Origin of the sequence: Streptomyces aurantiogriseus, from assembly GCF_014649375.1 — a bacterium.
Classification (GTDB): domain Bacteria; phylum Actinomycetota; class Actinomycetes; order Streptomycetales; family Streptomycetaceae; genus Streptomyces; species Streptomyces aurantiogriseus.
Genome location: NZ_BMSX01000043.1, coordinates 13,353 through 38,939, shown reverse-complemented (window position 1 = coordinate 38,939; position 25,587 = coordinate 13,353). Strand labels below are relative to the sequence as shown.

At 69.1% G+C, this 25,587-nt stretch carries 19 protein-coding genes and 7 pseudogenes; 11 read left to right on the top strand and 15 right to left on the bottom strand.

Annotated elements, in window-relative coordinates; genetic code table 11:
• Positions 1-271 precede the first annotated feature (271 nt).
• On the bottom strand, positions 272-1,114 hold the full coding sequence (locus IE263_RS46305; RefSeq protein WP_189944176.1) for an alpha/beta fold hydrolase: 843 nt from the start codon (positions 1,112-1,114) through the stop codon (positions 272-274).
• A 5-nt stretch (positions 1,115-1,119) separates the two neighbouring features.
• The gene (locus IE263_RS46300) at positions 1,120-1,737 is read right to left on the bottom strand and encodes a dihydrofolate reductase family protein (RefSeq protein ID WP_189944175.1); all 618 of its coding nucleotides are present in this window, start codon (positions 1,735-1,737) and stop codon (positions 1,120-1,122) included.
• A gap of 139 nt (positions 1,738-1,876) precedes the next feature.
• Between IE263_RS46300 and IE263_RS46295 the strand changes: the two genes are divergently transcribed.
• On the top strand, positions 1,877-3,085 hold the full coding sequence (locus IE263_RS46295) for an IS701 family transposase (protein ID WP_229911545.1): 1,209 nt from the start codon (positions 1,877-1,879) through the stop codon (positions 3,083-3,085).
• A 470-nt stretch (positions 3,086-3,555) separates the two neighbouring features.
• On the opposite strand, the pseudogene IE263_RS49285 reads toward IE263_RS46295, so the two are convergent.
• Positions 3,556-3,849: pseudogene (locus IE263_RS49285) on the bottom strand (NF041680 family putative transposase); the annotation flags it as partial.
• Between the two features lie 288 nt (positions 3,850-4,137).
• Here IE263_RS49285 and IE263_RS46290 point away from each other — a divergent pair.
• A complete protein-coding gene (locus IE263_RS46290) occupies positions 4,138-4,839 on the top strand; it encodes a hypothetical protein (protein WP_189944174.1) in 702 nt (233 codons plus the stop codon).
• A gap of 822 nt (positions 4,840-5,661) precedes the next feature.
• Positions 5,662-5,865 (top strand): cold-shock protein, encoded by a 204-nt coding sequence (locus IE263_RS46285; protein ID WP_037751662.1) that lies wholly within the window; start codon positions 5,662-5,664, stop codon positions 5,863-5,865.
• Between the two features lie 324 nt (positions 5,866-6,189).
• On the opposite strand, the gene IE263_RS46280 is transcribed toward IE263_RS46285, so the two are convergent.
• On the bottom strand, positions 6,190-7,161 hold the full coding sequence (locus tag IE263_RS46280) for a tectonin domain-containing protein (RefSeq protein WP_229911541.1): 972 nt from the start codon (positions 7,159-7,161) through the stop codon (positions 6,190-6,192).
• Between the two features lie 298 nt (positions 7,162-7,459).
• Between IE263_RS46280 and IE263_RS46275 the strand changes: the two are divergent.
• Positions 7,460-7,795 (top strand): annotated as a pseudogene (locus tag IE263_RS46275) (transposase); the annotation flags it as partial.
• 33 nt (positions 7,796-7,828) lie between these two features.
• On the opposite strand, the gene IE263_RS46270 reads toward IE263_RS46275, so the two are convergent.
• Positions 7,829-8,662, bottom strand: coding sequence for a helix-turn-helix transcriptional regulator (locus IE263_RS46270; RefSeq protein ID WP_189944172.1), 834 nt, complete (start codon positions 8,660-8,662; stop codon positions 7,829-7,831).
• A 141-nt stretch (positions 8,663-8,803) separates the two neighbouring features.
• On the opposite strand from IE263_RS46270, the gene IE263_RS46265 reads away from it, so the two are divergent.
• Both IE263_RS46265 and IE263_RS46260 read left to right on the top strand, forming a co-directional pair.
• On the top strand, positions 8,804-9,070 hold the full coding sequence (locus tag IE263_RS46265) for an Atu4866 domain-containing protein (RefSeq protein ID WP_189944171.1): 267 nt from the start codon (positions 8,804-8,806) through the stop codon (positions 9,068-9,070).
• Positions 9,067-9,801 (top strand): SDR family oxidoreductase, encoded by a 735-nt coding sequence (locus tag IE263_RS46260; protein ID WP_189944170.1) that lies wholly within the window; start codon positions 9,067-9,069, stop codon positions 9,799-9,801. The genes IE263_RS46265 and IE263_RS46260 overlap by 4 nt, the downstream gene beginning before the upstream one ends.
• Positions 9,802-9,973: 172 nt before the next feature.
• Here the strand turns inward: IE263_RS46260 and IE263_RS46255 are convergent, their stop codons facing one another.
• The 4 genes and pseudogenes from IE263_RS46255 to IE263_RS46240 form a co-directional block, all read right to left on the bottom strand.
• On the bottom strand, positions 9,974-10,963 hold the full coding sequence (locus IE263_RS46255; RefSeq protein WP_189944169.1) for an aldo/keto reductase: 990 nt from the start codon (positions 10,961-10,963) through the stop codon (positions 9,974-9,976).
• A 551-nt stretch (positions 10,964-11,514) separates the two neighbouring features.
• Positions 11,515-11,816: pseudogene (locus IE263_RS46250) on the bottom strand (DUF6596 domain-containing protein); the annotation flags it as partial.
• 351 nt (positions 11,817-12,167) lie between these two features.
• Entirely contained in the window at positions 12,168-12,629 is a 462-nt protein-coding gene (locus IE263_RS46245; protein WP_189944168.1) for a hypothetical protein, read from the bottom strand.
• A gap of 349 nt (positions 12,630-12,978) precedes the next feature.
• Positions 12,979-13,566, bottom strand: a complete 588-nt coding sequence (locus IE263_RS46240; RefSeq protein WP_189944167.1) for an SMI1/KNR4 family protein — start codon at positions 13,564-13,566, stop codon at positions 12,979-12,981.
• Positions 13,567-14,416: 850 nt separating this feature from the next.
• On the opposite strand from IE263_RS46240, the gene IE263_RS46235 reads away from it, so the two are divergent.
• Positions 14,417-16,075 carry an alpha/beta hydrolase gene (locus IE263_RS46235; protein WP_189944166.1) on the top strand — a complete coding sequence of 553 codons (1,659 nt, stop codon included), beginning with the start codon at positions 14,417-14,419 and terminating at the stop codon, positions 16,073-16,075.
• Between the two features lie 211 nt (positions 16,076-16,286).
• Here the strand turns inward: IE263_RS46235 and IE263_RS46230 are convergent.
• The 3 pseudogenes from IE263_RS46230 to IE263_RS50385 all read right to left on the bottom strand — a co-directional run.
• Positions 16,287-16,813, bottom strand: a pseudogene (locus IE263_RS46230) (transposase); the annotation flags it as partial.
• An 888-nt stretch (positions 16,814-17,701) separates the two neighbouring features.
• Positions 17,702-18,573 (bottom strand): annotated as a pseudogene (locus tag IE263_RS46220) (ATP-binding cassette domain-containing protein); the annotation flags it as partial.
• Between the two features lie 21 nt (positions 18,574-18,594).
• A pseudogene (locus IE263_RS50385) lies at positions 18,595-18,897 on the bottom strand (helix-turn-helix domain-containing protein); the annotation flags it as partial.
• Between the two features lie 135 nt (positions 18,898-19,032).
• Between IE263_RS50385 and IE263_RS46215 the strand changes: the two are divergent.
• Both IE263_RS46215 and IE263_RS46210 read left to right on the top strand, forming a co-directional pair.
• Positions 19,033-19,584, top strand: coding sequence for a GNAT family N-acetyltransferase (locus tag IE263_RS46215; protein WP_189944164.1), 552 nt, complete (start codon positions 19,033-19,035; stop codon positions 19,582-19,584).
• Positions 19,585-19,672: 88 nt separating this feature from the next.
• A pseudogene (locus IE263_RS46210) lies at positions 19,673-20,891 on the top strand (IS701 family transposase).
• Here the strand turns inward: IE263_RS46210 and IE263_RS46205 are convergent.
• Together IE263_RS46205 and IE263_RS46200 are read right to left on the bottom strand one after the other, a co-directional pair.
• The gene (locus IE263_RS46205) at positions 20,837-21,619 is read right to left on the bottom strand and encodes a hypothetical protein (RefSeq protein ID WP_189944163.1); all 783 of its coding nucleotides are present in this window, start codon (positions 21,617-21,619) and stop codon (positions 20,837-20,839) included. The pseudogene IE263_RS46210 and the gene IE263_RS46205 overlap by 55 nt on opposite strands.
• A complete protein-coding gene (locus IE263_RS46200) occupies positions 21,616-23,265 on the bottom strand; it encodes a serine/threonine-protein kinase (RefSeq protein ID WP_189944162.1) in 1,650 nt (549 codons plus the stop codon). Before IE263_RS46200 ends, IE263_RS46205 begins: the two co-directional genes overlap by 4 nt.
• On the opposite strand from IE263_RS46200, the gene IE263_RS46195 reads away from it, so the two are divergent.
• Together IE263_RS46195 and IE263_RS50410 are read left to right on the top strand one after the other, a co-directional pair.
• The gene (locus tag IE263_RS46195) at positions 23,256-24,557 is read left to right on the top strand and encodes an IS110 family transposase (protein WP_506005115.1); all 1,302 of its coding nucleotides are present in this window, start codon (positions 23,256-23,258) and stop codon (positions 24,555-24,557) included. The two genes, IE263_RS46200 and IE263_RS46195, sit on opposite strands and share 10 nt — an antisense overlap.
• A complete protein-coding gene (locus IE263_RS50410; protein ID WP_506005114.1) occupies positions 24,455-24,730 on the top strand; it encodes a transposase in 276 nt (91 codons plus the stop codon). The genes IE263_RS46195 and IE263_RS50410 overlap by 103 nt, the downstream gene beginning before the upstream one ends.
• On the opposite strand, the gene IE263_RS46190 is transcribed toward IE263_RS50410, so the two are convergent.
• Positions 24,727-25,581 carry an alpha/beta hydrolase gene (locus tag IE263_RS46190; RefSeq protein WP_189944161.1) on the bottom strand — a complete coding sequence of 285 codons (855 nt, stop codon included), beginning with the start codon at positions 25,579-25,581 and terminating at the stop codon, positions 24,727-24,729. The two genes, IE263_RS50410 and IE263_RS46190, sit on opposite strands and share 4 nt — an antisense overlap.
• Positions 25,582-25,587 lie beyond the last annotated feature (6 nt).

Sequence of the window (25,587 nt, the reverse complement as noted above, 5' to 3'; positions counted from 1 at the left end):
AGAAGATTCCTCCTGAGGCGTCATCGCAACCGTCACGGTGACGTCTCCGCGAACGCCGACCGCCGTCTACGCCATGCCCGCGTACGCCACCGCGGCGAGCAGTACACCGCGTCCGCACGGTGTCCCGTCCCGGCCGCCCAGGACACCCCGCACCCCGGGCACACCGTCTTCCCGCCCTCGCCATGAAGGGCGGCGACCCGAGCCCGCGTACGGCGGACCAACCGCCTCCACTGCTGCGTGGAGGCCAGACCCGCACGGCACCCGCCGTCCTCTATCCGAGCGTGAGCATCGCCTCGGTGACCTCGCCGACCGCCGCATCGGGGATCGCAGTGGCGGCCTCCTTGAGGACGAGCAGCCGTGCCCCGGGGATCTCGCGCGCGATCGCCTCGCCGTTGCCGACGGGGAAGAACCGGTTGCGGCGGCCGTGGACGACGAGCGTGGGGACCTCGATCTCGGGCAGGCGCTCGCGCCAGCGGGGTCTGCAGTCGAGCCTGGAAAACACCATGCCCATCTGGTTGGCCATCTGGATCGGGGGTGCGGTGCCGGGCGTGCGGTCCCAGATGCGCGCAGCGATTGCGCGCGCGGCGACGGGGTCGTCGCCGAGGATCTCCGCGCCGGCGGCGGCGAACTCCGCAACCGCCTCGCGGTCGGTCCAATCGGGCATCGGACGCGCGAACAGCCGGCTCATCGTCGCCTGGTCATGGTCGGGGAGGTCATCGTCGGGCGGGCCAGGGGCAACCGCGCGAGTGCCGACCAGGGTGAGCGCCGAGAACGCGCCCGGATGGTCGAGCACGGCCACCTGGGCGACCATCCCGCCGACGCCGATCCCCGCGAGGTACGCAGGCCCCCCGCCGAGCGCGTCAGCAAGGGCCGCCGCGTCGGCGGCGAGGCCGCGCAGGGTGTAGGCGGGCGCCTCCGGATCCGCAGTCGTCGACTCCCCGCTGTCGCGCAGGTCGTAGCGCACCACACGGCGCCCGCCGGCGGCGAGGCGCTCGCACAGCGCGTCGGGCCAGGAGAGCATCGTCGTACCGCCCGCGAGCAGGACGAGTGGCGCGTCGTCGTCACCGAACGACTCGATGCCCAGGGCGATCTCATTGGCGTTGACAGTGGTCATCGGGATCACCGAAAGACGTCGTAGGTCAGGTGCGTCGCGGTCGATGTCGAGATCACGCTCCGCTGCACCAGCGTGCGCGGCGCTTCGCCGGTGAACAGTGGTGTCCCGGCGCCCAGGACGATAGGCGCGAGGTGCAGCGTCAGCGCGTCGACCAGCCCGGCGTCGAGCGCCGAGCCGACCGTGGCGCCGCCGCCCATGAGGATGACGTCGAGGTCCTTGCCGCTGTCCGACGACGCCGCCTCGGCTCGCTCGCGCGCGGCGGTGACGGCGTCGGGCAGACCGGTGGTGACGAACGTCCAGTCGAGGTTGGCTGTCCGCACCGACTCCGGCGGCGAACTCGTCACGACGACGAACGCGGGCTTGCCGACCTCGCCGGCGCCGTAGCCGGTGGTGTCGTCCCAGCCTTTCGGCCCGTCGACAATGTCGAAGAGGTGGCGGCCGAGGACGACGGCGCCCGAGCGGGCGGTCCCCTCGCGCAGGACCCGGCGGTCGTCGGGGTCGTCGGAAAACGCCCACGTGTGCAGGGCCTCGCCGCCGGTGCCCAGACCGTTGTCCGGGCTGGGGTCGGGCCCGGTGACGAAGCCGTCGAGAGAGACCGAGATGTCAGCGATAATTCGAGTCATGCCAGGGCAGACCCGATCCGCCGCCCAAACTCATCGCTCACGCATGAAGCGTGTGGCGGATGCGAACTCGATGGCACGACGCGCGAGGCGGCACGTCTGACGTACAGCGGACGATCGCCCCCGAGTACCTCAGAGGCGCATATGCACAGGTCAAACGGTATGGCCTCTTTGGTGCTCGGAATGGCCAGACCTTCCGCGCAAGAACTGCTGGTCGATCGCCGAGTGGGCCGGGGAGACGAGTCCGGACGGCATGCAGCACCTGCTCGGCCGGGCCAGGTGGGATGCCGACCCCGTGCGTGATGACGTGCGCGCGTACGTGCTGGAGCATCTGCGCGACGAGGACGCGGTGCTGGTGGTCGACGAGACCGGCGACGTGAAGAAGGGCACGCACACCGTCGCCGTCCAGCGCCGGTACACCGGCACCGCTGGCAGGATCGAAAACGCGCAGGTCGCGGTCTACCTCGTCGACGCGGGAGGGGGCGGGCACGCGGCGGTGGACCGGGAGCTGTACATCCCGCGCTCGTGGACGTGCGACCCGGACCGCTGCCGGGCCGCGGGCCTGGGCGAGGACACCGTCTTCGCGCCCGAGCCGGAACTGGCCGCCCGCATGATCGGCCGGTTCCTCGACGCCGCGCACCGCGTGGACTGGGTCGCAGGCGACGAGGTCTACGGCGGCAACCCGAAACTGCGGTCCGCACGGGAAGAGCGCGGGGCCGACTACGTGCTCGCGGTCGCCTGTTCAGCCGAAGTCACCACCGGTGCGGGGAAGTTCCGCGCCGATGCCCTGGCCGCGAAGGTGCCCAGGCGGGCCTGGCCAAAGCTGCCGGCCGGGGCCGGCGCCAAGGGGCACCGCTTCTACGATCGGCCCGTCATCGACCCGGCCGAGCCCCGGCCAGGCAGTCACGGGCTGCTGGTCCGCCGCAACCGCACCACCGGTGAACTCGCCTACTACCGCTGCTTCTCGCCCGCCCCGGCGCCCCTGGCCACACTGGTCCGCGTCGCCGGGTCGAGATGGCGGGTGGAGGGGACCTTCCAGGGCGGAAAGGGCCTGGCCGGACTCGACGAGCACCAACTCCGCCGCTTCACCTCGTGGTCTCGCTGGGTCACCCTGGCCATGCTCGCCCACGCCTTCCTCGCCGTCGTCCGCGCCGATGAACACACCCGCCATCCCGCCCCGGACGCGCTGATCCCGCTCACCTGCAACGAGATCCAGCGCCTGTTCACGATGCTTGTCGTCCAGCCCGTGCACGACGTGGCCCACCGGCGATGCTGGTCCGCCTGGCGACGTCGCCACGAGGCCCGAGCCCAGGCCAGCCATTACCGGAGGCAAGCCGCGAGTCAGACATGAAGATCACGATCTACGGCTGGAGTATTAGCTTGTCGTTTAACCTCGTCTCCGTTGGGGGGTGAGGATGGAGCAGGCGGTTTTCGAATCCGTCAGGTACTCCGCTGCATGCCAGGACTGCGGTGCGGAGCTGGAGTGCTGGGGGGTTCAGGCCTTGGTGGACGGCCGGTTGCGGTGGGACGTTGAGTCAACGTGTTCTGCCTGTGGATTTGCGGTAGCCGTGTGCGGCGGCGCCGTGCCGGCCGAACAGCGGGATCAGATGCTCTCCGAGCATGGACCCGCGAGGCTGCAAGTGAGCGGTCCGTCGGCGGAGTGGGTCGCCATCATGCGGGTGCTGCGGGCTGAGCTTGGCATTGACCTGACGAGCGCCAAGACTGTGGTGCGCCGTGTACTGAGCGGTGATTACTCAGGAACGCTTCCCGAGATGGAACACCTGGCCCGCAAGTTGCGGGAGTCCGGCGTCGCTGCTGTAGCTACTCGCCCTTAGGTGTCTTGTCTGGCAGCTCCGTGACGGTCCGCCTGGGCTTGGTGGCCTTCTTGTGGTGGGCAGGGCGGCTGTAGGCCGCGCCGGTGGCAAGGACGCGTCCCACGTCATGCCGGGTGGCCGGGCGGCGGTTCTTCGAGCCAGGCGGTCGACCGGGGCCGGGCGTGGACGGTTTCGGTGAACCGGCCGGAGAACCGGTCTGCGTGCGCAGGTTCCGGAACCCCCTGCGGACGCGGGCAGGCGTGAGCTTGTTCGGCGGAGCCGGTCTCTCCCAGGGCCTCCGCGGCTGCCTCCGGGCGTCGCCGAAGACGAATTCGCCGCCGTGTTTGGGCGGTCGGCCGCCCTTGGGGTCGTAGACCCTCGGCGGTGTCGGCAAGAAGTTTGACGAACAGGAAGGGGGGCTGAGTTTTTCGCGTTGTGGCCGGTTTGATTACGTGATGCCGTGGCGGATGTTGTATTCGATACCCCACGGCCCGGTGGCACGCCCTGTGCCGGAGGGAACCGCCGTCCTGGGCAGGCTCGTCTCCTGGTGTGGGTGGAAGGGAAACCGGGCGAGGTTCGCGGGGGAATCATGCAGATCATCGAGGTGACCGGGTATGCCGTCCGATCTGCCGTGATCACCATGAGGCGGACAGGGAATCCACTTGAATTCGTGATCTTTCCGATGCTGCATGTGGCTTCGCCGACGTTCTACTCTCAGGTCCGCATCAGGCTCAAGGAATGCGACCTCATAGTCATGGAGGGAATCCGGGGGAAGGCGGTCGGAGTGAGTGCCCTCACGCTTGCTTACCGGTTCACCCCACGGCGTCGGCGCAACGGCCTGCAGGAGCAGCGCGACGAGCTGCTGCTTCCCGAGTCCGTGCCGGTCATCAACCCGGATGTGACCGCGGCGGAGGCGATCGCGGACCTCAAGACACTGCCGCGGTGGACGTACCTGCTGCTCATGGTCGCGGCTCCCGTGATGGGCCTGGTCTTCGCGCTGCGCGGTCCGCGCGCTTTCCTCGATGAGGACCTGGTGGTCGACGATCTGCCGTCGACGCTGCGGGCGGAGATGATGGCCGACGATCCTGTGGAGCATGCGTTGACCGGTCGGCGCGACAAACGGTTACTCGACGCGCTCGGCGAGATCCATGCGGAGCGCGCCGACGAGCAGATCCGGGTGGCCATCGTCTACGGAGCCGGCCACGTCCCGGCGATCGTGACGGGTCTGATGGGTCGTTACGGGTACCGGGCACGTGAAGCGGAATGGCTTACCGTCCTTGTCCCGGCCTAGATCGCCGGGCGAAACCGGATCAGGTGATACCGAGGGTGGTTGGCCGGATGGTGTCGCGGGAGTGTCTGCGCAGTCCGGCGGCGATGTTGTCGCAGCCGGACAGGCGAAGGGCGCTGATGGCCAGGTGGCGCAGGGATACCACGGCGCGTGGGGCGGTGCCGGTGCGTACCCGGGAGGTTTCTTCGGCGTACGTGTGTCCCTGACGTGTGGATCTTGTTCTCGTTGCCCCATGCCGTGCGCAGTGGCCCGGGTCTTGCCCAGGAGTGGCACCTCCCGCCATGGCAGGGCCTTCAACCACGATGCAGGGTGGGTTGTTGCCCTTGATCAGCGCGATGTAACGGGTGTGGCCCTCCTCGACGAGGAGGCGTGCGCGCCCGGTCTGCGAGGTCGAGCTGAGCGGCACATGGGCTGCTGGCGGCGGCTTTTCGACGTGCGGCTTTGCAGTGCAGGCACGAATGCCGCGTACGGTGGCAAGGTTGCGGAGCGGGTGAGGGCCGGGGCCGGTGCGGGCCGGGCGTCTGGCGGAGGTGCGCTGTACCAGGCCGGCGTCTCGTGGAGGCGCGCCGTACCAGCTTGGTTGCATGCCTTCCACGCCGTGGTGGGGCCAGGTCCATGCCGAGGTGGCTGAACACCGGTGCGTCTGACGGTCCTTACCCACTGGTGATGGGCGCATCCGCCCTGTAGCGTCGAGCCGTAGATGTCGTGGTTCGCAGTTCCTGCCCGCGCCGAGGTGCGGGCGTTTTGCTGTGCAGTGCCGAGGACCAGGACGACAACCTCCGGGTCCGCGTGGTGCGGACTCGTCATCAGATGAAAGGCATCAGCATGGCCAGCGGAACCGTCAAGTGGTTCAACGCCGAAAAGGGCTTCGGCTTCATCGCGCAGGACGGCGGCGGCCCCGACGTCTTCGCTCACTACTCCAACATCAACGCCAGTGGCTTCCGTGAGCTCCAGGAAGGCCAGGCCGTGACGTTCGACATCACCCAGGGCCAGAAGGGTCCGCAGGCGGAGAACATCACTCCGGCCTGACCTTGCACCAAGGCCGGCACGGTGCCCGGGGTCGGGGCTTGCTCCCGGGGGCGCCGTGCCGGCGCGGCGGACCGCGACCGTTCCTTGCGCGGGGCGCTGTCACGGCACTGCCCTCGCCGGGCTCGTCCGCACCCGCCTCAAACGGATGCAGTACCGCCCCGACCTGCTCGACGGGTTCATCGCCGAGACCGGACTGATCACGACGCCGCCATGACGTCACCCCGAACCGAAAACCTCAGTAGCGCCGTGGAGGGCCGTGCCTACAGGAAGCACGTGGGCCGGGGACAGGCCCACGCGCCGCCTCAGGGAGAGACCGCGCCTGCCTCAGGCAGAGACCCAGAGGGCGGCTGCGATCGAGTCCGCGGGACCGCCGATCCTGGTCCACGAGGTTCCTTCGCCGTCATAGCGGTACACGCCGCCTCCGACCGGATTGGTGCTCAGCCCGAAGACCGTCTCGTAACTGACGGAGAAATCAAAGCCTGGACCGCCGATTTGCCTCCATGTCGGAGGTTCATCCGGGTTGTCATCCGGACTGTGGTACTGGTAGCCGAACAGCGCCCCGGTACTGGGGTCGGTGGCTATGAGTCCCCAAAGACCGCCCCAGATGCGGCCCGCGGCGGTGCCGATCTTGCTCCAGGAAGTTCCTTGACCGTCGTAGCGGTACACGGCATCACGGCTGGGAGTCAGGCCGTAGACGGAATCTCCGGTGACGGCGAATGACGCGCCGGCACCGCCGATTTGTGCCCAGCTTCCGTTGTTGTACCGGAACAGGGCACCGGTGTTGGGATCGGTGGCAACCAATCCCCACGGGCCGCCGTATATCTCACCGGCGGCGCCTCCGATCCTGGTCCAAGAGGTCCCCACGCCGTCGTAGCTGTAAACGGCTTTACGATCCGGGGTGAGGCCGTACACCGAGAACCGGGTGATGGCGAACGAGGCACCAGGGCCACCGATCTGCTGCCAGTGATCGGGTTCGTTTTGGTAACGGAAGACGTTGGCCGTGGTCGGACTGATGGCCAACAGGTTCCCTTCCCCGCCGTACAGTTTGGCTGCCGGACCTCCGACCTTGATCCAGGTGCCGTCGTGGTAGTGCCAGACACCACCCTTGTCCGGGCTCAAGGCGAAGACGCTGTGTTCCGTGCGAATCATGTCGATGATCCCTCGGCCGTAGTCGGCGTGTCCTGCCGTGGAAGATTCATCGCTGCGCAGTGATGGGGCTTCGTGTCGCGCATCACTTGCCGTGCGGCAGTGAAAAACGCGGGCGCTGCACGAGTGAGCACTGAAGCCGAAGAACACCAGTCTCTATTACGGATGCTCGCTCTGCATCTCGAACCCGTTGTGCCCCCTTTCCCCGAACGCTGCCCGGCACTCCCGCTGGCTCTTCCCCGGCCGCCGGGCCGGGCCAGCCGTCCCGCCCCGACCACCTGTCCGCTCGCCTGAACGAAGTCGGGATCCCGACCGCAGATGCCCGCGGCTCCTCCATCCGCCAGCAGCTACTCGAACTGCCGGCCCCCATCGTCGCGGACGCTCCTGGCTACCACGACAAGACCACCACCAGGCTCCGCAACGAGACCGGCGGACCGCTGACCTGCCTGGCGGTGGCCGGCGTCGGCACGGCGACCGGGAAGTGCTGGCCGCGATCGTCTTCGTAGCGACTTCGGGCTGCACGTGGCTGCAGTTGCCGACCGCGTCGTTCGGGCCGTCCGGCGCGACGGCCCACCGACGATTCACCGAGTGGACGAAGGCCCGCGTGTGGGCCGAACTCCACCGCCTGATCCTCGACGAGCTGGGATCCCGCGGCGAGCTGGACTGGTCCCGGTGCGCGGTCGACTCGGTCAACAAGCGGGCCTTGAAAAGGGAGCTGACAGGCCCGAATCCTGTGGACAGAGGCAAGTACGGGTCACATGCGGCCGTTGTAGTCGGCGGTAGGGCGTCCAGGCCCATGCAGCGGACGATCCGCTGTCTACCCGGTGGCCTGGTTCGAGGTGGCGTGGAGGGAGCCGAGCAGGCCCAGGGCCTGGGCGCTGGGGCTGGCGGATTCTGCCTGGTAGATGACGAGTTGCTGGCCCGGAGCGTCGCGTACGTCGAAAGCCTGGTAGGTGAGGGTCAGGGGGCCGACGTCCGGGTGGAGGAAGTGCTTGGCGTCCTGGGTCTTGCCACGCACGGCGTGGGTGTTCCACAGGCGGGTGAAGTCCGCGCTGTGCTCGGTGAGGGCGCGGACGAGTTCCCGCAGCCGCGGGTTGTCCGGGTCGAGGCCGGCCGCCTGGCGCAGATGGCCCACGGTTGCCTGAGCCGTGCTGCTCCACCGGGTGTAGAACTGTCGGCCTGCCGGATCGAGGAAGGTCATGCGCGCCAGATTGTCCGCCTGTTGGAAGGGTGAGTGCAGCGCCTCGGCCAGGGCGTTGGTCGCCAGGACGTCCAAGGTCCGGTTGATGACGAACGCTGGGGCGCCCGGGTAGCCGTCCATCAGCTGGCGAAGGGCGGGACTGACCCGGTCCGTGGTGTGGGTGAACTGGTTACTCGGCGCTGTCCCGGCCAATTGGTGCAGGTGCGCGTGGGCGTCGGGTCCCAGTCGCAGGGCGTGGCCGAGCGCGTCGAGTACCTGGGCCGAGGGGTGGCGTTCGCGCCCCTGCTCCAGGCGGGTGTAGTAATCCGCGTTCACCCCGGCCAGGACGGCGACCTCCTCACGGCGCAGTCCGATGACTCTGCGCACGCCGTAGCTCGCCATGCCGACGTCCTGCGGCCGCAGGGCCGCCCTGCGCGCGCGTAGGAACTCTCCCAGGTGGTTGTCGCCCATGCACTCAGGCTAGGCCGCCGGGGCGGTGTGTTGCCTGGGTGCGGTGCACCCAGGCAACACACGTCCTGGCTGGCGGCCTTCGGCCTGTCCAGACTCGGTCGGGCAGGACAGATCCGCACCCATCGACGAAGGGAGTCCGTCATGACAGGGAACACGCAGGAGGGCCATGCCGGCGTGGTCGGCATGTGGGTAACCGCGGACGGTCACATCCGCCAGGAGTTGCGGGCGGACGGCCGATACGACGAGGCCCGCGGCAACCGGCGCAGCGCGTACACGGGCCGCTACAAGGTGACCGGCAGCCACATCGATTACCTCGACGACTCCGGTTTCACCGCGACGGGCGACATCCGCGATGGCGTGCTCTACCACGAGCACCTCGTGCTCTACCGAGAGGAAAAGCAGGCATGACATTCGCAGCCAAGGTCGTGGCGGTCACCGGAGCGAGCAGCGGGATCGGAGAGGCGACCGCCCGCCGGCTTGCCACCCACGGCCACCGTCTGTTCCTCGGAGCGCGGCGCACCGATCGTCTGGAGGTGCTCACCAAGGAGATCACCGCTGCGGGTGGTACTGCGGCGTTCCAGCGGCTGGATGTCACGGATGCCGCCGATGTCCGGGCCTTCGTGTCAGCTGCCCGCGAGCTCTACGGCCGGGTGGACGTGGTGGTCAACAACGCCGGAGTGATGCCGCTCTCGCCGCTGGAGGCGCTGAAGGTCGACGAGTGGGACCGGATGATCGACGTGAACGTGCGGGGAGTCCTGCACGGTATCGCCGCCGCCCTGCCCGCGATGCGTGCTCAGGGCGGCGGGCACTTCGTGACCATCGCCTCCGTCGGCGCGTACGAGGTCTCTCCCACCGCCGCCGTCTACTGTGCCACCAAGTTCGCCGTCCGCGCGATCTCCGAAGGACTACGCCAGGAGTCCACCGGGGACATCCGGGTCACCCTTGTCTCCCCGGGCGTGACCGAGTCCGAACTCGCCGACAGCATCTCCGACCCTGCCGCCCGGGAGGCCATGAAGACCTACCGCGCCGTAGCCCTGCCCGCCTCTGCCATCGCGGAGGCCATTGCCTTCGCCGTTTCCCAGCCTTCGCAGGTCGACGTCAACGAAATCGTCGTCCGTCCCGTTGCGAGCGCCCAATGACCCGCGGTAGTGCCAAAGCTGTTGCGCGGTAGCGTCGGCCACACCGACGCTGAGCTGCACAGAGTGATATCCACTCGCCTTGCGCCACACTGGCACACCCGGAGAATCGGCTGTGCCAGTGGTGCATGGCACCGGTGACGGCAGAACCCGGCAGCTGACTTCCGCGCCCCGGCTAGCGATTGACGGCTCGCATCCCTGCCTCGTCATACCGCTCACCCGCAGCCTCGGGCAGCTCCGCGTCGATGCGGGCCAGGTCGTCCTCGGTCAGCGTGATGTCGACCGCGGCGGCGTTCTGTTCCAGGTAGGTGCGGCGCTTGGTGCCCGGGATCGGCACCAGGTTCTCGCCTTGGGCCAGCACCCAGGCGATGGCCAGCTGGGCCGGGGTCACCTCCTTCTCGGCGGCGATCTCCTTCACCTTCGCCGCCAGCCGCAGGTTCGCCTCCAGGTTGGCGTCCTTGAAGCGCGGGTTCTCACGGCGCCAGTCGTTCGCGTCCAGCTCGTCCGGCGAGGTGAACCGCCCGGCAAGGAAGCCGCGGCCGAGCGGCGAGTACGGCACGAAGCCGATGCCCAGCTCCCGGCAGATGGGCAGCACCTCGGCCTCCACGTCCCGTGACCACAGCGAGTACTCGCTCTGCACTGCGGTGATCGGGTGCACGGCGTGGGCGCGCCGGATGGTCTCCGCGCTCGCCTCGCTCAGCCCGATGTGCCGCGCCTTGCCCTCGGCGACCAGCTCGCCCAGCGCGCCGACCGTCTCCTCGATGGGCACGCTCGGGTCGACGCGGTGCTGGTAATACAGGTCGATGTGATCGGTCCCCAGACGCTTCAGGGAGCCGTGGACCGAGCTCCGGACGTGCTCGGCCGAACCGTCCTGCGGGCCTACCGTGCTGATGTCGCCGGGTACGGCGTTGTCCATCCGGTAGTTGAACTTCGTCGCGATCACGTACTCGTCGCGATGCCCCCGGATCGCCTCGCCCACGAGCGACTCGTTGGTGAGCGGCCCGTACATCTGCGCGGTGTCGAGGAAGTTCACCCCGAGGTCGAGGGCGCGCCGGATGGTCGCGATCCCCTCCTCCTGATCGGCGGATCCGTAGAAAGCGGACATGCCCATGCACCCCAGGCCGATGGCCGATACCTGGAGGTCCCGCAGACTGCGCTTCTGCATGCCGAGTCCCAGCCTTTCCCTGCACACTCGTTCGTCGTTCGGACGGCGCCAAGCCCCTCATCCATCTAGCGACGGATTCCACCGTCCGGCATCCCGTGGGGGGACCGGGCGGCACGGGCTTCGTACGCCGCGCTGTCTGCGACGCTACGACCTGGAGCGCACTCCAGCGCAAGTCAACCGTTCAGGCGGACCGGCAACTCGAACAGGTCGTTCTGTGTGACCACCGGCTGATTGTGCAGCTCCGACGCGGGCGCTCGAGATGTTGATGACTCTGTGCCGTAACCCTGTGCTGCCATCTTTGTCCCAGTGCGGTGGTGAGGCAGTATGCCGTGCGCGCGTCGCTGTCGATGACCGCGTCGAACAGCGCCTGATCATGGCCGTGGGCGCGAAGGGGCAGGTTCCGGCATTGTCCACGAGCACGTCGACCGGTCTGCGCTCCTGTATGGCGGCGAGCAGGACATTAACCCCTGCGGGCTTGCTGAGGTCTGCGATGGCGGCGCCGCTGTTCCGCCTGCCGCCTCGACTGCGCCGCGAGCGCCGCCAGGCGGGCACGCGGTCCGGGCGGCGCGCTGGGCATGGTGGAGCAGCCTGAGGGCGAGCAATGCCGCCACCTCGGGGTGGTCGACCTGGGCCGCGGGCTGCCGGGGGGGGGAGCCGGACGGCCTTGGCAGCAAGGTCGACGTCGCAGCCGTAGCCCTCGTTGAAGACCAGGCAGAGGACGCGCAGCACGGAGGCGACGTCCCCGGGCTGGTCGAACCTCACGCCGGAGACGGTGCGCTTGGCCCGGCTGATGCTCCCCCGGAGGGGGCACCCCCAGCGCCATGGTCGCCTCCGGCACCAGGTAGGCGCGGGCGCTGACGACAACATCCGAGCCAGCCTCACATCATCTACCGACGGCAGTCGTTCACGGCACCGCGCTGAAGATTGGGCCCAGTCTGCTGGCCAAGGGTGAGACCGTCACATTCTCAGTTCGACCTGCTGATCGCGCCCACGAGGACTCGGCCGCTGCGCGGCATGGACGGTGCTGGGAGGGCGATGTGGTGGGGCGGGTGGAGTGTGGTGGCCGAGTTGTTCGGGTTCTGCTCATCAACAGGGCGTGGCTCGGGGCGGTGATCTCGGGTTGACCACCGGGATGGGCGCCTCGGCAACTGCGAGCACCCTTCTGGCTGGCAGCGGTCGGTGCCGGGCAGTCGCGGAACTCGCATCAGGCATTCCTGGCGCGCTGCAGGATCGCGCGCACGTCCTCCTCGAACCGCAGGCGCCGGACGAGCAAGCGCCGGTACTTGATCGGAAACGAGAACGTGGATCTGGCTCCCGTGCGGTGTTCGACATCGACCATCACCGCTGTGTCCAGCCTGGGCAGCTGCCCGACCAGGAGCGGGAGGGCCCAACCCCACGTGCGCGAGTCGATCGCGCTCCCATAGACCAGAGCGGCGCACTGGTTCGTTCCCAGCTTTTCCCGCAGGGCGCCGGCGAAGGAGCGGGCGGACCGTGGACCGTCCCAGTCGACGTGCTTGCTCAGCTCGCCCGAGTCGACCTGCACCACGACGTCATCGTCGCCGTCATGGAGTGTGATCCACTGCAGCCGGACGCCCCTGCGACGGGTCCATGCCCTGGGGGCGACCCGTACGACCGTCTCGAGGATGCGGATGTAGTCCGCGCGCACGTGAGCTGGAAGAGAGCTAAGTTCCGCCAGGATTGCCTCGCCCTGCGCTGTCATGCACGCCCCCCGACGTGGTGTGATCTTGGCTGGCTGCAGGGTAACGCAGCCCGGCCCCGGCAGTGCACCGTAAGGAATCACCTCGGCGCCGCTCTCGGTCCTGCCACCGGTCCTGACCCACGGCGACTTCCGGCTGGGCGGCGGCGGAGATGGGACTGGTCAGCAGGGTCGTCGTCGCCGGCCGACTGGCCGAGGATGCCGAGGCCACCGCGGACCAGCGTTCCAACCCTCGGTGTGCTCTGGTACCTCCCAATGTGGGGTTCTGGCTCAACTTCCGTGGAGTGGTCACTGGTAGTCAGATCTTCGAAGCGAGACGGTGCCGATTTGGATGAACCTGGAGTCGCGGTGAGGTGAGTTCCAGGGCTCGGTTGTCCAGTCCGGCGGCCATGTGGTCGAGCCATCGTTCGTACCAGGCGAGAAAGTCCGGGGCTGAGGAGACGTTCGGGCCCCAGAAGCCGTCGGCGTTGCCGAGCAGCATGCGCCCGGTGAGAGGGCCGGTTACGCCTATGAGGACGAGATCGCTGCAGCCACGTTCGATGATGTGCAGGAAGAGGTGACCGTCGCGTGTGGGGCGGTAGGCCCGGCTGAATCCTCTTGAACCGGTGCCGGCGCCACCGGGGTTCATCGTGAAGAGGGCGCAGCCCTCCAGCGGGATCAGCCCGTAGTACGGGGCCGCACCGCTGCCGCCCGTGTTCGTGAGGAAGTCTCGATAAGGCTGTGGGAGTTCCACGTCATGCTCGGCTTCAAAGGCGTCTGCCCGAGCTTTGGGCAGGCGGGGGCCGAGACGAAATTCGTGCCGCTCCTCGCCGAAGGAGTGGCTTCGGTTGGGCGCGTAGGGGATGTGTGCCAGCTTGCGTCGCAGCCGCGGGATGCGGGAGTCCATGCGGGCTCTTCTCTCGTATCGCCCGTAATCTATCGCGCGGCGCAAGAGACCATCCTGCGAGTAGGACTCGCTTCCGCAGTAGTTGGAAGCCGGCCCGGCAGCAGTGCTGTGTCCGGCAGGGCGTACGGCTGGCTCCTCCATCTGCCAGGCAGGGCGGGGGCGCGACCCTCACCGAGCTCGCCGCGGCCGCGCGGGAGGGACGAGGCGTGCTGCCCGACGCCTGCTGATCGAGGCCGGCGGCAGCGTGCGCACGACGCAGCAGACACTCCGGCTGCGCTCCGCAGCGCGGGCCGCCGAGCGGCAGCAGCTCGCGCTGTCCCTGCGGCCACGGTACGAGTCCGGCGCCACGGTCCCCGAGCTTGCCCAGGAGTGCAGCTACTCCGTCGCCACCCAGGCGCAGGTCAAGACGGGTCGTTGCCGTGGTGAGAGGCCTCCGGGTCGAATCCGGGTCGGATCCGCGTTCGTTCATCACGAACGCGCACTTCCTGGCCCACTACAGCGGTGTGCGGCGCCCGAACTTCTGCAGCAGGCCGTGGCCGGTGCGGTCGCGGACGAAGTGCTGGAGCGCTTCGGAGACGCGCTGTGGGCGCCCGCCCGGCGGTGGAGCAGGATCCCGGTGGCATCCCCCTCACTATGACCACCGTGGTCCAGGACGTCGCCCGCCGACGCGTTGCCTTCGGCGTCTACGGCCGCTGCCTTTGGCGGAGTTGGCGGCCGAGTTCGAGATGTCCGCTGCCCGCCTCGTCGAACCTCTCCGGCCTTTTTCCCCTCTACTCAGCTAGACATTCTTCGACCCCACCTTGATCCAGTGGGCTCTCGGGGATTCGACCGCTCAGGGGGAAACACACCCATGACCACGTATCACCACATACCTAGACGTCCCAGGCGTCTCAGACTCGTCGGTGCCGCGGTGACCGCGCTCGTCCTCGCGGCGACGGGGACCGCGACACAGGCGATGGCCGCGCAGGACACGGCGCGGAAGCCACAGTCGGCCAAGACACCGCCGCCGCCCGTGCCGACGCTCACCTGGTCCGACTGCCAGGGCGGCTTCGAGTGCGCCAACGCCGATGTTCCACTGGACTACCGGGAACCGAAGGGCCGCACGATCACGCTCGCGGTGGTCCGCAAGAAGGCGGCCGACCCGGCGAAGCGCAAGGGCACGCTCTTCATGCAGCCCGGCGGACCCGGCAACTCCGGGGTGGACTTCGTCCGCAACAACTACGAGGACCTGCCGGCCGCGCTGCGCGACTCGTTCGACGTCTTCGGCTACGACGTCCGTGGTGTCGGCCGCAGTTCGGCGCTCACCTGCTTCGACGACGCCCGCTACACCAAGGCCGTCACCGACGCGAAGGGTGTTCCCGGCCCCGACGCCTTCGGCCCGGCGGTGCGCGAGGCTGCCGAGTTCAACCAGGCCTGCCTCGACAACTCTGGCCAGCTGCTGCCGTACGTCGGCACCGAGTACGTCGCCCGTGACATCGACCTGCTCCGGCAGGCGCTCGGCGAGGAACAACTGACCTATTACGGGCGGTCGTTCGGCTCGTACATCGGCACCGTCTACGCGGCGATGTTCCCGAAGCGGGTGCGGGCGCTGTCGCTCGACGGGGCGTACGACCCGTACAAGTACGCCAACCGTCCCTACGACTACGACCGGGCCCAGTACCTGGCGCTGGACGGCGCGATGAGCCGCTTCCTCGACTGGTGCGCCGCCGACCAGGTCACCTGCGGCTTCGGCGACGGCGACCCGCGCCGGGCGTTCGAGAAGCTGAAGAGCGACCTCGACGCGAACCCGGTGCCGACCGCGAACGGCGGGCAGGCCAACGGTTACACCCTCGTCTACCGGCTGATGTTCAACATCAACGAGGGCAAGGTCATCTGGCCCTCGCTCGGCGCGGCGTTGAAGAAGGCGCAGCTGCGGGACAACACCTCGTTCCTGCTGCGGCCGCCGTCCCCGGCCTCCTTCGACTTCCTCGGCCCGAACGTGGTCGTCGAGTGCGTCGACAAGGACTACCCGAAGAGCCTGCGCAAGCTGCAGCGGAACGTGACGGCCAACGCGAAGGACGCGCCGCTGCTGGGCCCGGCCATGGCGTACGGTCCGCCGACGTACGACCACCAGCACGCCACCGCCTGCGTGCAGTGGCCCGCCGAGAAGGTCAGCCGCTACGACGGCTCCTTCCGGGCGAGGGGTTCGGCGCCCATCCTGGTCATCGGCACCACCGGTGACCCGGATACCCCGTACCAGGACGCGGTCGCCCTCAGCCGGCAGCTGGACAACGCCTCGCTGCTGACCTTCCAGGCCGAGGGGCACACCGCCTTCGGCCGCAGCGCCTGCGCGACGGACGCGGTCGTCGGCTACCTGGTCGACCTGAAGGTGCCGGCCTCCGGCACGACCTGCGCCGACGAGACCCAGCCGCCGTCCACCACACCGAAGACGGCCCCGCCCGGCACGACCCTGGGCGAACTCCGCAACGGCGTCAACGAGCGCGTGGAGCGCATCGGCGACGTGAGCTGACCGTTTCCATGCACTGACCGGTTCGGTGAACTGACCGGTTCGGTGAGCTGATCGGTTCCGTGCATGATCGGTCGGCACGAACTCCGGGGCGCCCGCCCCCACACGGCGAGCGCCCCGGAGTTTCGCACGTCCGCAGCACGTCGGACGGCACGGAAAGCGCGGTTCCTGTACATGGCATGAGTGGGGGGGGAGCCAGGCCGGTGGCGCTGCGGAGTTGCGGATTGTCGGCGGCCTTGCGGATGCCTCGTCGGCGGGCCGGATCGGCAGGGCGACGAAACGCGAGTACCCGCGCTTGAAGCCGCTTCGGCTCGTGCCTGGCCGGGATCCCTCCCGCCAGGACACCGGCCGAGCGGTTGTCCGGCCGACCGCGATGGCGAGTTCTTTCATGGTCGGCGGCGGGTCGGGGTACTGCATTTTCGGCGGTCGGCCGGTGCCCGGGTAGTCGGGTTGGACGGGCCGGGCGTCGCCAGGATGAGCGCTGTGGCGGCCGGAGATGCCGACCGCGTAGGGCAGCTTGCGTTCCTCCAGGCCGCTGCGGAAGGCGGCGGCGTCGCCGTATCCGGCATCCGCGACGACCAGAGGGACGTTGACGTCCCATGACCGTGCCTCGTCGATCATGTCCAGGGCCGGCTGCCACTTCTCCACGTGTCCCGCTTGGGCGGGAACGCCGCAGCGGCCGCGGCGGGCGACCTTGGCCGCATCCGCCTCGGACGAAGCCGGGTCCCAGTCGGCCGGCACGCACCCACCTCCAAGGCCGGCGTTCCCGCGAGAACCTCCCGGACCGCTGACTGCGGTGTCGGCTGCAGTTGCTCCGTGCCGACCTGGTCGTAGTCGACGTCGTCGACCGGCCGTACGTGATCGGGGGCGCGCACCCGTACCCGGTACTCCGTCGCCTCAACACCGCCGTCCAACTGGTAGAGAGGCAGTATTCGGAGAGTGCGCTGTGACGTGCGTTCGCGTTCTGCCACTCGAGGAGCAAGCGAGAGCGTCCGCTCGTTGCACTGGTGAAGAGGTCGCTGCCCCACGTGGCCGATGACCGCATACACCAGAGCACGTAGACAACGCATTCTTGTCACAGGCACGTAAACTGCCGCATCCGACAGGCCGGACTGGGCAGGTGGTACTCCGTGATCGCCTGTGCCTGCGCTGACGTGCCCGGTATCGCCCGGTCCACCGTGGCTTTCGGAGTCGTGATGCCGGTGGTGCTCCTGCTGCTCACGGGGGCCATTCTCTGCGCCATTGCGGTGGTGGCCTGGGCCGGGCAGCGCCTGTTGGGTCCCCGCCCCCACAGCAAGGCATACGAACACGACATGGGCCGGGGCGACACGGCCGGACACTCTGTACCGACGGAGCCTGGATACGGCGGCCTGGACACGTTCACGTGGACTGAGCAACCACCGGGGGAACGGCGCTGACGCCCGGCTGGCGGCCACTGTAGTCGTCTCGACTCTCGTGATGGGCGAGCTCGCATGTTCCTCGCGTATTCGACGGTCACGTCCGCGGGGCGTAACCGCGAGGGCGTGGCCGCCCCTGTGGCAGGCCCATAGCCGACGGGATGGCAGGGGCACATCGTGGTCCGGGCGATATCGAGCCTCCTCCGCGGCGTGCCGGACTCGTCGAGCGTGGGTCGGGACGCGCCAGAGCGATGTTCTCGGCAACGGTGCCGGAGAAGAGGAAGCCTTCCTGGGAGACCATGACCACGCCGTGGCGCAGCTCGGCCGTCGCGAGCGACCGCAGATCGACACCGTCGAGGAGGACGCGGCCGCCGGTCGGATCGTGGAACCGCGCCAGCAGTTTGGCCAGCGTGGACTTCTCCGCCGCCCGAGGGGCCGATCAGCGCGACCGTCTGCCCGGCCGGGCCGGGATGTCGAGCATTAAGCCGCGCAGTACCTCAGGCCCGTTGCCGTAGGCGAAGGAGACGTCCTCGTAGCGCAGTTGACGTCCGGCGGAGTGTCCGCAGAGCGCGGGGAGGGGAAGGGGACGGGCAGGTTCGACGACGGTCGGCTTGATGGCCAGCAGCACTGCGAGTTTGCCCAGTGACGCCGCCGCTGCCTGGTAGACGCCGAGGACGCCGCCGAGTCTGAGTGGTTTGTCGTACAGATTCCGCAGGTACAGCACGGCGCCGGCGTACGCGCCCAACTCCAGCGTGTCGCCACACGGTACCCGCCCCACAGCGCCAGCCCCGCCACGGCGATGTTGGCCACGAGGCGTGAGGAGGTCACGTAACGTGCCATTTCCAGTTCGGCCTGTCGGTTCTCCTTCCGATGCCGCCCGTTGAGCCGGGTGAACCGGCGCCCGTTGACGTCTTCGCGGCCGAAAGCCTGGACGGTGCGGATGCCCGCGAAGGTCTCGCTCATGTCGCCGGCCGCCGCGCCGGCGGCTGTCGAGCGCCGGTGATACACCTGGAGCGAGCGCGCGCGGAAGGACCGCATGGTCCAGCAGATCGGTGCCATCGCGGCCAGCGCAGCGGCGCCGAGCCGCCAGTCGAGTACCAGCAGGACTGCATCCCGCTGCGCCAGCAGGGGCCGCACCTCGCCGATTGAGCGCGTAACGGTGGACCGGTCCACGCCGAACCGACAGGCCAGCACGTCATGCGTGGTGCCATGGCGCAGACTCACCAGCGTGGCCAGCAGCCGGTCGATGAAGACGAACTCGTGCTTCGCCCCGGCTCCCACCCGCCGCCGCGGCCGAGCCGTCAGGCGTGCCTGATGCCGTTCGTGCCACAACGGCCCTACCTCGGCGACGAGTTCAGCGACTACCCTCGGCGACAGCCCGGTGATCCGGTACTCCGCCACGATCAACTCGCGCGCCCCAGCCTCCATCATCCCCAGTTCAACGAGCTACCTGGGCGCCGAGCCACGGCTAATACTCCAGTCGAAGATCGTTATGTGCCCTGGTCTTGGAGCTGTCTGTCAAAACCAGGTGGCCTCAGCGGACGATCTGGGTAAGGTCGGGCAATGCCCAAGCTGAAGCCGCTGCATGCTGGCCATGCCCCGGCGGTCCTGGCCTTCGAGCTGGCGAACCGCGCCTACTTCGCTGCCTCGGTCCCGGACCGCGGCGACGACTTCTTCGACCAGTTCGCCGACCGGTACAACGCCTTGCTGACTGAGCAGGAGGCCGGAATCTGCGCCTTCTACGTGCTCGTCGCCGAGGACGGCTCGGTACTCGGCAGGTTCAATCTGGTCGACATCGAGGACCACACTGCGGAACTCGGCTACCGGGTCGCGCAGCACATCGCCGGCCGCGGCGTCGCGACCGCGACCGTCCGGGAGCTGTGCGAGCTGGCGGCGGCCCAGCACGGGCTGCGCACGCTGCGGGCAGCCACGGCCCGCCAGAATGCCGCGTCTCAGAAGGTGCTGGCCAAAGCCGGGTTCGTCCCTGTCGGCCCGGCCGACCCGGCCCACCTCGGCGGTGAGCCAGGCACCTGGTATCAGCGCGACCTGGTGCTCCAGCCGTACAGCGCGATCTTGCCTGAGGACCGGCTTCAGGAAGACCGCGGCCACCGCTGATCATCGGTGCGTGAAGACTAACGATCTTGCGGTGGCCGCTGGTCACAGCGTAGGCCCTGCCTGCTGGCAGGAGGCGTTCGAGGGCCTGATGGGCCGGACAGCGGGCCGGTTCTCGCGGGTCGAGCCCCGGCGCCGGGTGAAGGACTTCGTGCTCGGGCTGCTGTCGGACCTGCCGCGCAAAAACTGCTGGGCGATCGCGGAGTGGGCTCGGGGAGACCAGCCCGGACGGCATGCAGCACCTGATCGGCCGGACCACATGGGACGCCGACGCCGTGCGCGATGATGTGCGGGTGTATGTGGTGGAGCACCTGCACGACGACGACGCAGTCCTGGTGGTCGACGAAACCGGAGACCTGAAGAAGGGCACCCGCACCGTCGGGGTCCAGCGTCAGTACACCGCCACGGCGGGCAGAATCGAGAACTCCCAGGTCGCGGTCTACCTCGTCTACGCGGGCTGACGCGGGCACGCGGCGGTGGACCGCGAGATGTACGTACCGCGCTCGTGGACCACCGACCCGGACCGCTGCCGGGCCGCCGGACTCGGCGACCAGACCGTCTTCGCCACCGAACCGGAGCGGGTCGTCCGCATGATCGGTCGGTTCCTGGACGCCGGGCACCGCGTGAGCTGGGTCGCAGGCGACGAGGTCTACGGCGGCAACCCGAAGCTGCGACCGCGCTGGAAGCGCGCGGGGTCGGCTACGTGCTCGCCGTCGCCTGTTCCCATGAAGTCGCCACCAGCGCGGGGAAGTTGCGCGCGGACGCCCTGGCCGCGTAGGTCCCCAAGCGGGCCTGGCAGAAGCTGTCGGCCGGAGCCGGCGCCAAGGGGCACCGTTTCTACGAATGGGCCGTCATCGACCTGGCCGAACCCCGATCCGGCAGCCACCAGCTGCTGATCCGCCGCAACCGCACCACCGGTGAACTGGCCTACTACCGCTGCTGGTCGCCGGCCCCGGTGCCGCTGGCCACGCTGGTGCGCGTCGCCGGGTCGAGATGGCGGGTGGAGGAGACTTTCCAGGCAGGAAAGGGCCTGGCCGGACTGGACGAACACCAAGTCCGCCGCTTCACCTCGTGGTCTCGCTGGGTCACCCTGGCCATGCTCGCTCACGCCTTCCTCGCTGTCGTCCGTGCTGACGAACACGCCCGCCATCCCGCCCCGGGCAGTCCCCGCCTCGTCCAGGAGGTCGCCGCCCTTACCCGGTCGCATCAGGCGGATGTGGCAGCCCGGTGGCGGAAGGCGGTGGCTGCCGCGCCATCAGCTTCGGTTGAGGGCTTGGAGGTTCGCTTTGGGGCAGTCGTACGTGAAGTGAGCGGTGACCGTGCGGTGGGTTGGGGAGAGGATGCGCAGTTCGGCCTGTGCCGAGTGGTGGCCCTCGCCCTGGAAAGTCCACTGTAGGTGAAGACGCGCCTGTCTCTGGTTCCGGACCACCACTTCACGCAGGACGCCCGAGGTGGTGCCGTCGCTTCGGATCCAGCGGTAGGAGAGCGTGCCCGGACGGCCGTTCGTCCTGACGAGGCCGACGATGTCCGCGGTGTCGTCGCACCCTAGAACCGTCGGCCGGGCCGTGACCGCCACCGTGCTCACCGCAACGGACGGACAGAGGCGCTGCCAGGCGAGGAACGCGAGGACGCAGAGCACCACCAGCGTGGGCAAAGCATGTCTGCGCAGCCGTCGATGCGGAGGCGTGAGGGGCGGCGGCACGGCGGGCAGCGTCCGGTGGGTGCGGTGCGCGACGGCGGCGGTCACGCCGGGGCCGAAACGCAGCACGGTGCCTTCGATGCGATCGGGCGGCGTCGGCCCTGTCTCCGGTGAGGGCTGTTCGACGAGAGTGTCGCCCGACGTGGGTCTCTGGATCCAGTGGCTGGCCAGCACGGTGGCGCTGTACTCGGCCTCGGCGCGGACGGGTTCACCGCTCGGGGTGCGGCCGTCGGTGGGGCTGAGGTGGAGCGTGGAGGTGTGCTCGTCGGCGGGTGCCAGCACCTGGGTCGGCTCGCCGTCTTCGCCGGGCTCGGCAGTTCGGTTGTTCTGAGCGGTCATCGGATCTCACACTGCCTGGTCAGAAGCTGCTGCGAGGCGCCACCGTCGGCGGCGGCCGGGGTGGTCGTGGCCTGAACCGCCCAGTAGCAGCCGACGCTTCGGAAGGTGTGGTCGACGGTGATTGTGTACTGAGTGGCGCCGCTGCGCTCGAAGGTCTGGGACGCACCGTCCGGGGCACCGAGCTGTCCCCCGGTATTGCCCGTGAACCACGAGACGGTGATGGAGACCGGCCCGGTGCCGTCCGTGGTGACGGCGATGGTTGCCGTGGCGGTCGTGGGACCCGTCTGCCGGAAGGCTGGCACCGAGACGTCCTTGACGGCGGGAGCGGCAGGCGAGGCGGGGGAAGCGGTCGTCGGTGTCGCCGTGATGGTCGCCCCGCCGGGCGTCGTTGTCTCCTGAGGGCCGGCCGAGGTGGCGGAGGCCGAGGGTCCCGCCGTACCGGTGGCCGCCGGGCTCGAGGGCGACAGGCCGGGTGACGCCGAGAGGTCGGCTGACGCGGTGGGCGTCGGGGACGAGGAGGCCGACGCGGTCGCAGTGGTGGGCGCCGCCGACTTCGCGCCGGGTTGGGCACTGGTGGTGGCCAGGGCCTGCGCCACCCGCTGCGGAGCAGGTGCCGGGGCGTACTGGATTCCGTAGGCCAGGACAACGCCCAGGAGCACGGCGGCACCTGACACGAGTATCCCGGGCCGGCCGGGCAGCCATGACCGCGCCCCGCCGTGACCCGGCTCCCGGCCCAGGACCGTGCGCGCGGTGTCCGTGGTGGTCCGGGGTGAGCTACGGGCCGAGGGCAGCAGCAGCGGCAGCAGTGCCACCAGCGCGGCGAGCCGGCCGCGACCGCGTTCCTCCCAGTCGGGCCCATAGGCGCCGACGGCAGCCGCCTCCAGTTCCGTGACGAACGCCTCGGCCTGTGCGGGCCGTTCCTCCGGGTCCTTGGCCAGACCACGCCGCACCAGGTCCCGTATCGGCTCGGGGACCTCGTCCACGGGGACGGGCGCGTCGACGTGCTGCAGGGCGAGCTCGGCGAGATTGTCACCCGCGTACGGCTTGTGGCCCGTCAGGCACTCGAAGAACGTGGCTGTGGCCGCGTACACGTCGGCGGCGGGAGAGGCAGGCGCGCCGGTCCACTGCTCCGGGGCCATGTAGGACGGGGTTCCCGCCACACCGGCGCTGGTGCCCGAGTCCACCGCGATCCCGAAGTCGACGAGCTTGGATGATCCGTCCGGTACGACCAGGACGTTCTCCGGCTTGTAGTCGCGGTGGACGACGCCGATGCGGTGCGCGTCGGCCAGACCGAGCAGCGATCCCTTGAGGATGACGAGCGCAGCCTCGGGCTCGAGCGGCCCCTGACGGGTCAGCAGAGTCCGCAATGAGAGGCCGTCCACCAGCTCCATCACGATGGCGGCACCGTGCGGGCTCTCCACGTACTCGTACAAGCCGGTGACGTACGGGCTCTGCAGTCCGCCGAGCAGTCGTGCCTCTGCCCGGAACTCGTGGACGAAGCCCGGCCGGGTGCGCAGTGACTCGTTGAGGTACTTCACCGCGACCGGAACGCCGGTCTCCTCATGCACGGCCAGTACGACCCGCCCGCTTGCCCCGGACCCGAGCTCCAGTGACTCGGTGTATCCGGGCACTGCCCATGTGTTCATTCCGTCCCCCCCAAGGCCGCCGTGCCGCCGGAGCCTCACCCGCTCCCGAGCGATCGGGCCACGCGCGAAGAGAGACACATTTTCGGCCACTGCGGTTGCGGTGCGGCTTCCGTGGTTCCCCGCTCCGGGCATCGGCCGCCGCAGTAGGCGCTGGGGAGCACGGACCGACGGCGCTGCGGGACCTGTGCGGCTCGACAGTACGCCGTGGCCGGAAGTGTCCGGGAGGCGTGCCTGGACCCCAAGTCCGTGGCACGAACCGCAGGCACGACCGTCTGGAGCGCCATGAGCCGGATCTGGGCCGGAATCGACAGCGGCAAGACCAACCACTGCCTGGTACTCAACAAAGCGGCGAAACCCTGCTGTCCCGCCGCGTCGCCAACGACGAGCCGGAGCTCCTCAAGCTCCTTGCCTCTGTACTCGCCCTCGGCGACCAGGTGACCTGGGCCGTGGACATGGCCGGCGGCGAACCCACTCTCTTACTCGCCCTGCTCGTCAACCACGGGCAGGAAGTGCTCTGCATACCCGGCCGCGTGGTCAACCGGGCCAGCGACGGCTACCTAGGCGAGGGCAAGACCGACGCCCGCGATGCGCTCGTCGTCGCTGACCAGGCCCGGATCCGCCGCGATCTCCAGCAATTTAGGCCCACCGATGAGGCCACCATCGAACTTCGGCTCCTGACGAACCGCCGCACCGACCTCGTTCGCGACCGCACCCGGTCCATCAACCGGCTGCGCTCCGCCCTGACCGGCATGTTCCCTGCGCTGGAACGCGCGCTCGTCCTGACCAGCGCCGGACCACTCGCCCTGCTGGCCGGCCATCAGACGCCGGCAGCCCTCCGGCGCCTCGGGACCGCGCGGCTCACCCGATGGCTGCGCACGCGTGGCGTCCGCAGCCCAGAGGGGGTTGCGAAGAAGGCCGTGGAGGCCGCAGAGCGGCAGCACACCTCCGTTCCCGGCGAGGGGGTGATCGCCCAGCTCGTCCGGACGCCCGCCCAGGAGGTCGAGGCCCTGAACGAGAAGGTCGCCGAGGTCGACCGGCTCATCGAGGCCAGGTTCTGCACGCACGACCTCGCCGAGATCGTGGCCAGCATGCCCGGCATCGGTCCGCTCCTGGGTGCCGAGTTCCTCGCCGCGATCGGCAACGAGCTGGCGGCTTCACCAGTCCGGACGGGCTCGCGGCGTTCGCCGGTCTGGCTCCGGCACCGCACCATTCCGGGAAGCGGAACGGCAACCTGCACCGGCCGCGCCACTACCACCGGGGGCTCCAGCGCGTCTTCCACATGTCCGCCCTGACGAGCGTGCGCTACGACCCGAACTCCCGGGCGTTTTACGACCGCAAGCGCGCCGAGGGTAAACGCCATACCCAGGCCGTGATCGCCCTTGCCCGCCGCAGAGTCAACGTCCTGTGGGCCCTGATCCGGGACGGCCGCTTCTACGAAGTCGCTCCACCCAAGCCCATTGGCTAGTTCGGGCGATCATCAGACCGCCACAACCAGCGCAAGGCATCGGGGAGCAGGACACCACCGTGGTTGGGGCTGTGGCCGCCATCACCCAGGACGAGGCGGAAGTCGTAGCCGGCTTCTGCGAGCGCTGCCGCGACACGCAAGTTGTCGGCGAGCCAGTTCGCCTCGGGCTCGTTCCAGCGCAGGTCACGATGGCCCGCCTGCAGGAAAATCCGCAGCGGCTTGCGGGGAACGCGGGGAATGACTTCGGGGTACGGGTTGCCGTCCGGCATCTGCGCGAAGCTGGACAGATACCCGATGACGCGGCGGAACTTGTCCGGGCGCAGCCACGCCGCGGTAAAGGCGCAGTTGCCGCCGCTGCTGCCACCGCAGATGCCCCACCGATCGGGGTCCTCGGCGATCGAGTAGTGCTTCCTGACCTCGGGGATGATCTCGTTCAGGAGGAAGCTGACATACGAACCGTCGTATGCGTCGTACTCGGTGTTGCGGTTCTTCGGATCCTCAGCGTCGGGGAAGACGCCAGGGTCGACGAACACGCCGATGGTGACCGGGATGTCCCCGCGGTGGACGAGGTTGTCCAGGACTATCGCGCCGCGGACCTCCCCTCCGGGATCCAGGTACCACCATCCGTCCTGGAACACCATCAGCGACGCCGGCTCGGCGGGGTCGTACTGCGCGGGCACATGGACCCAGAACTTCCGTGACGTGCCCGGGTAGATCGCGCTGTCGTTCCAGTCGAACTCGATCGTCTCCCCGACGGGCACGTCCGGCTGTAGAGCCGAGTCGGGGCCGTGGGCGTAGCGAACGTCCGACTGGTCAACCGGAATTGGCTGGTAGGGCACCTCGATCGTCACGCGGGC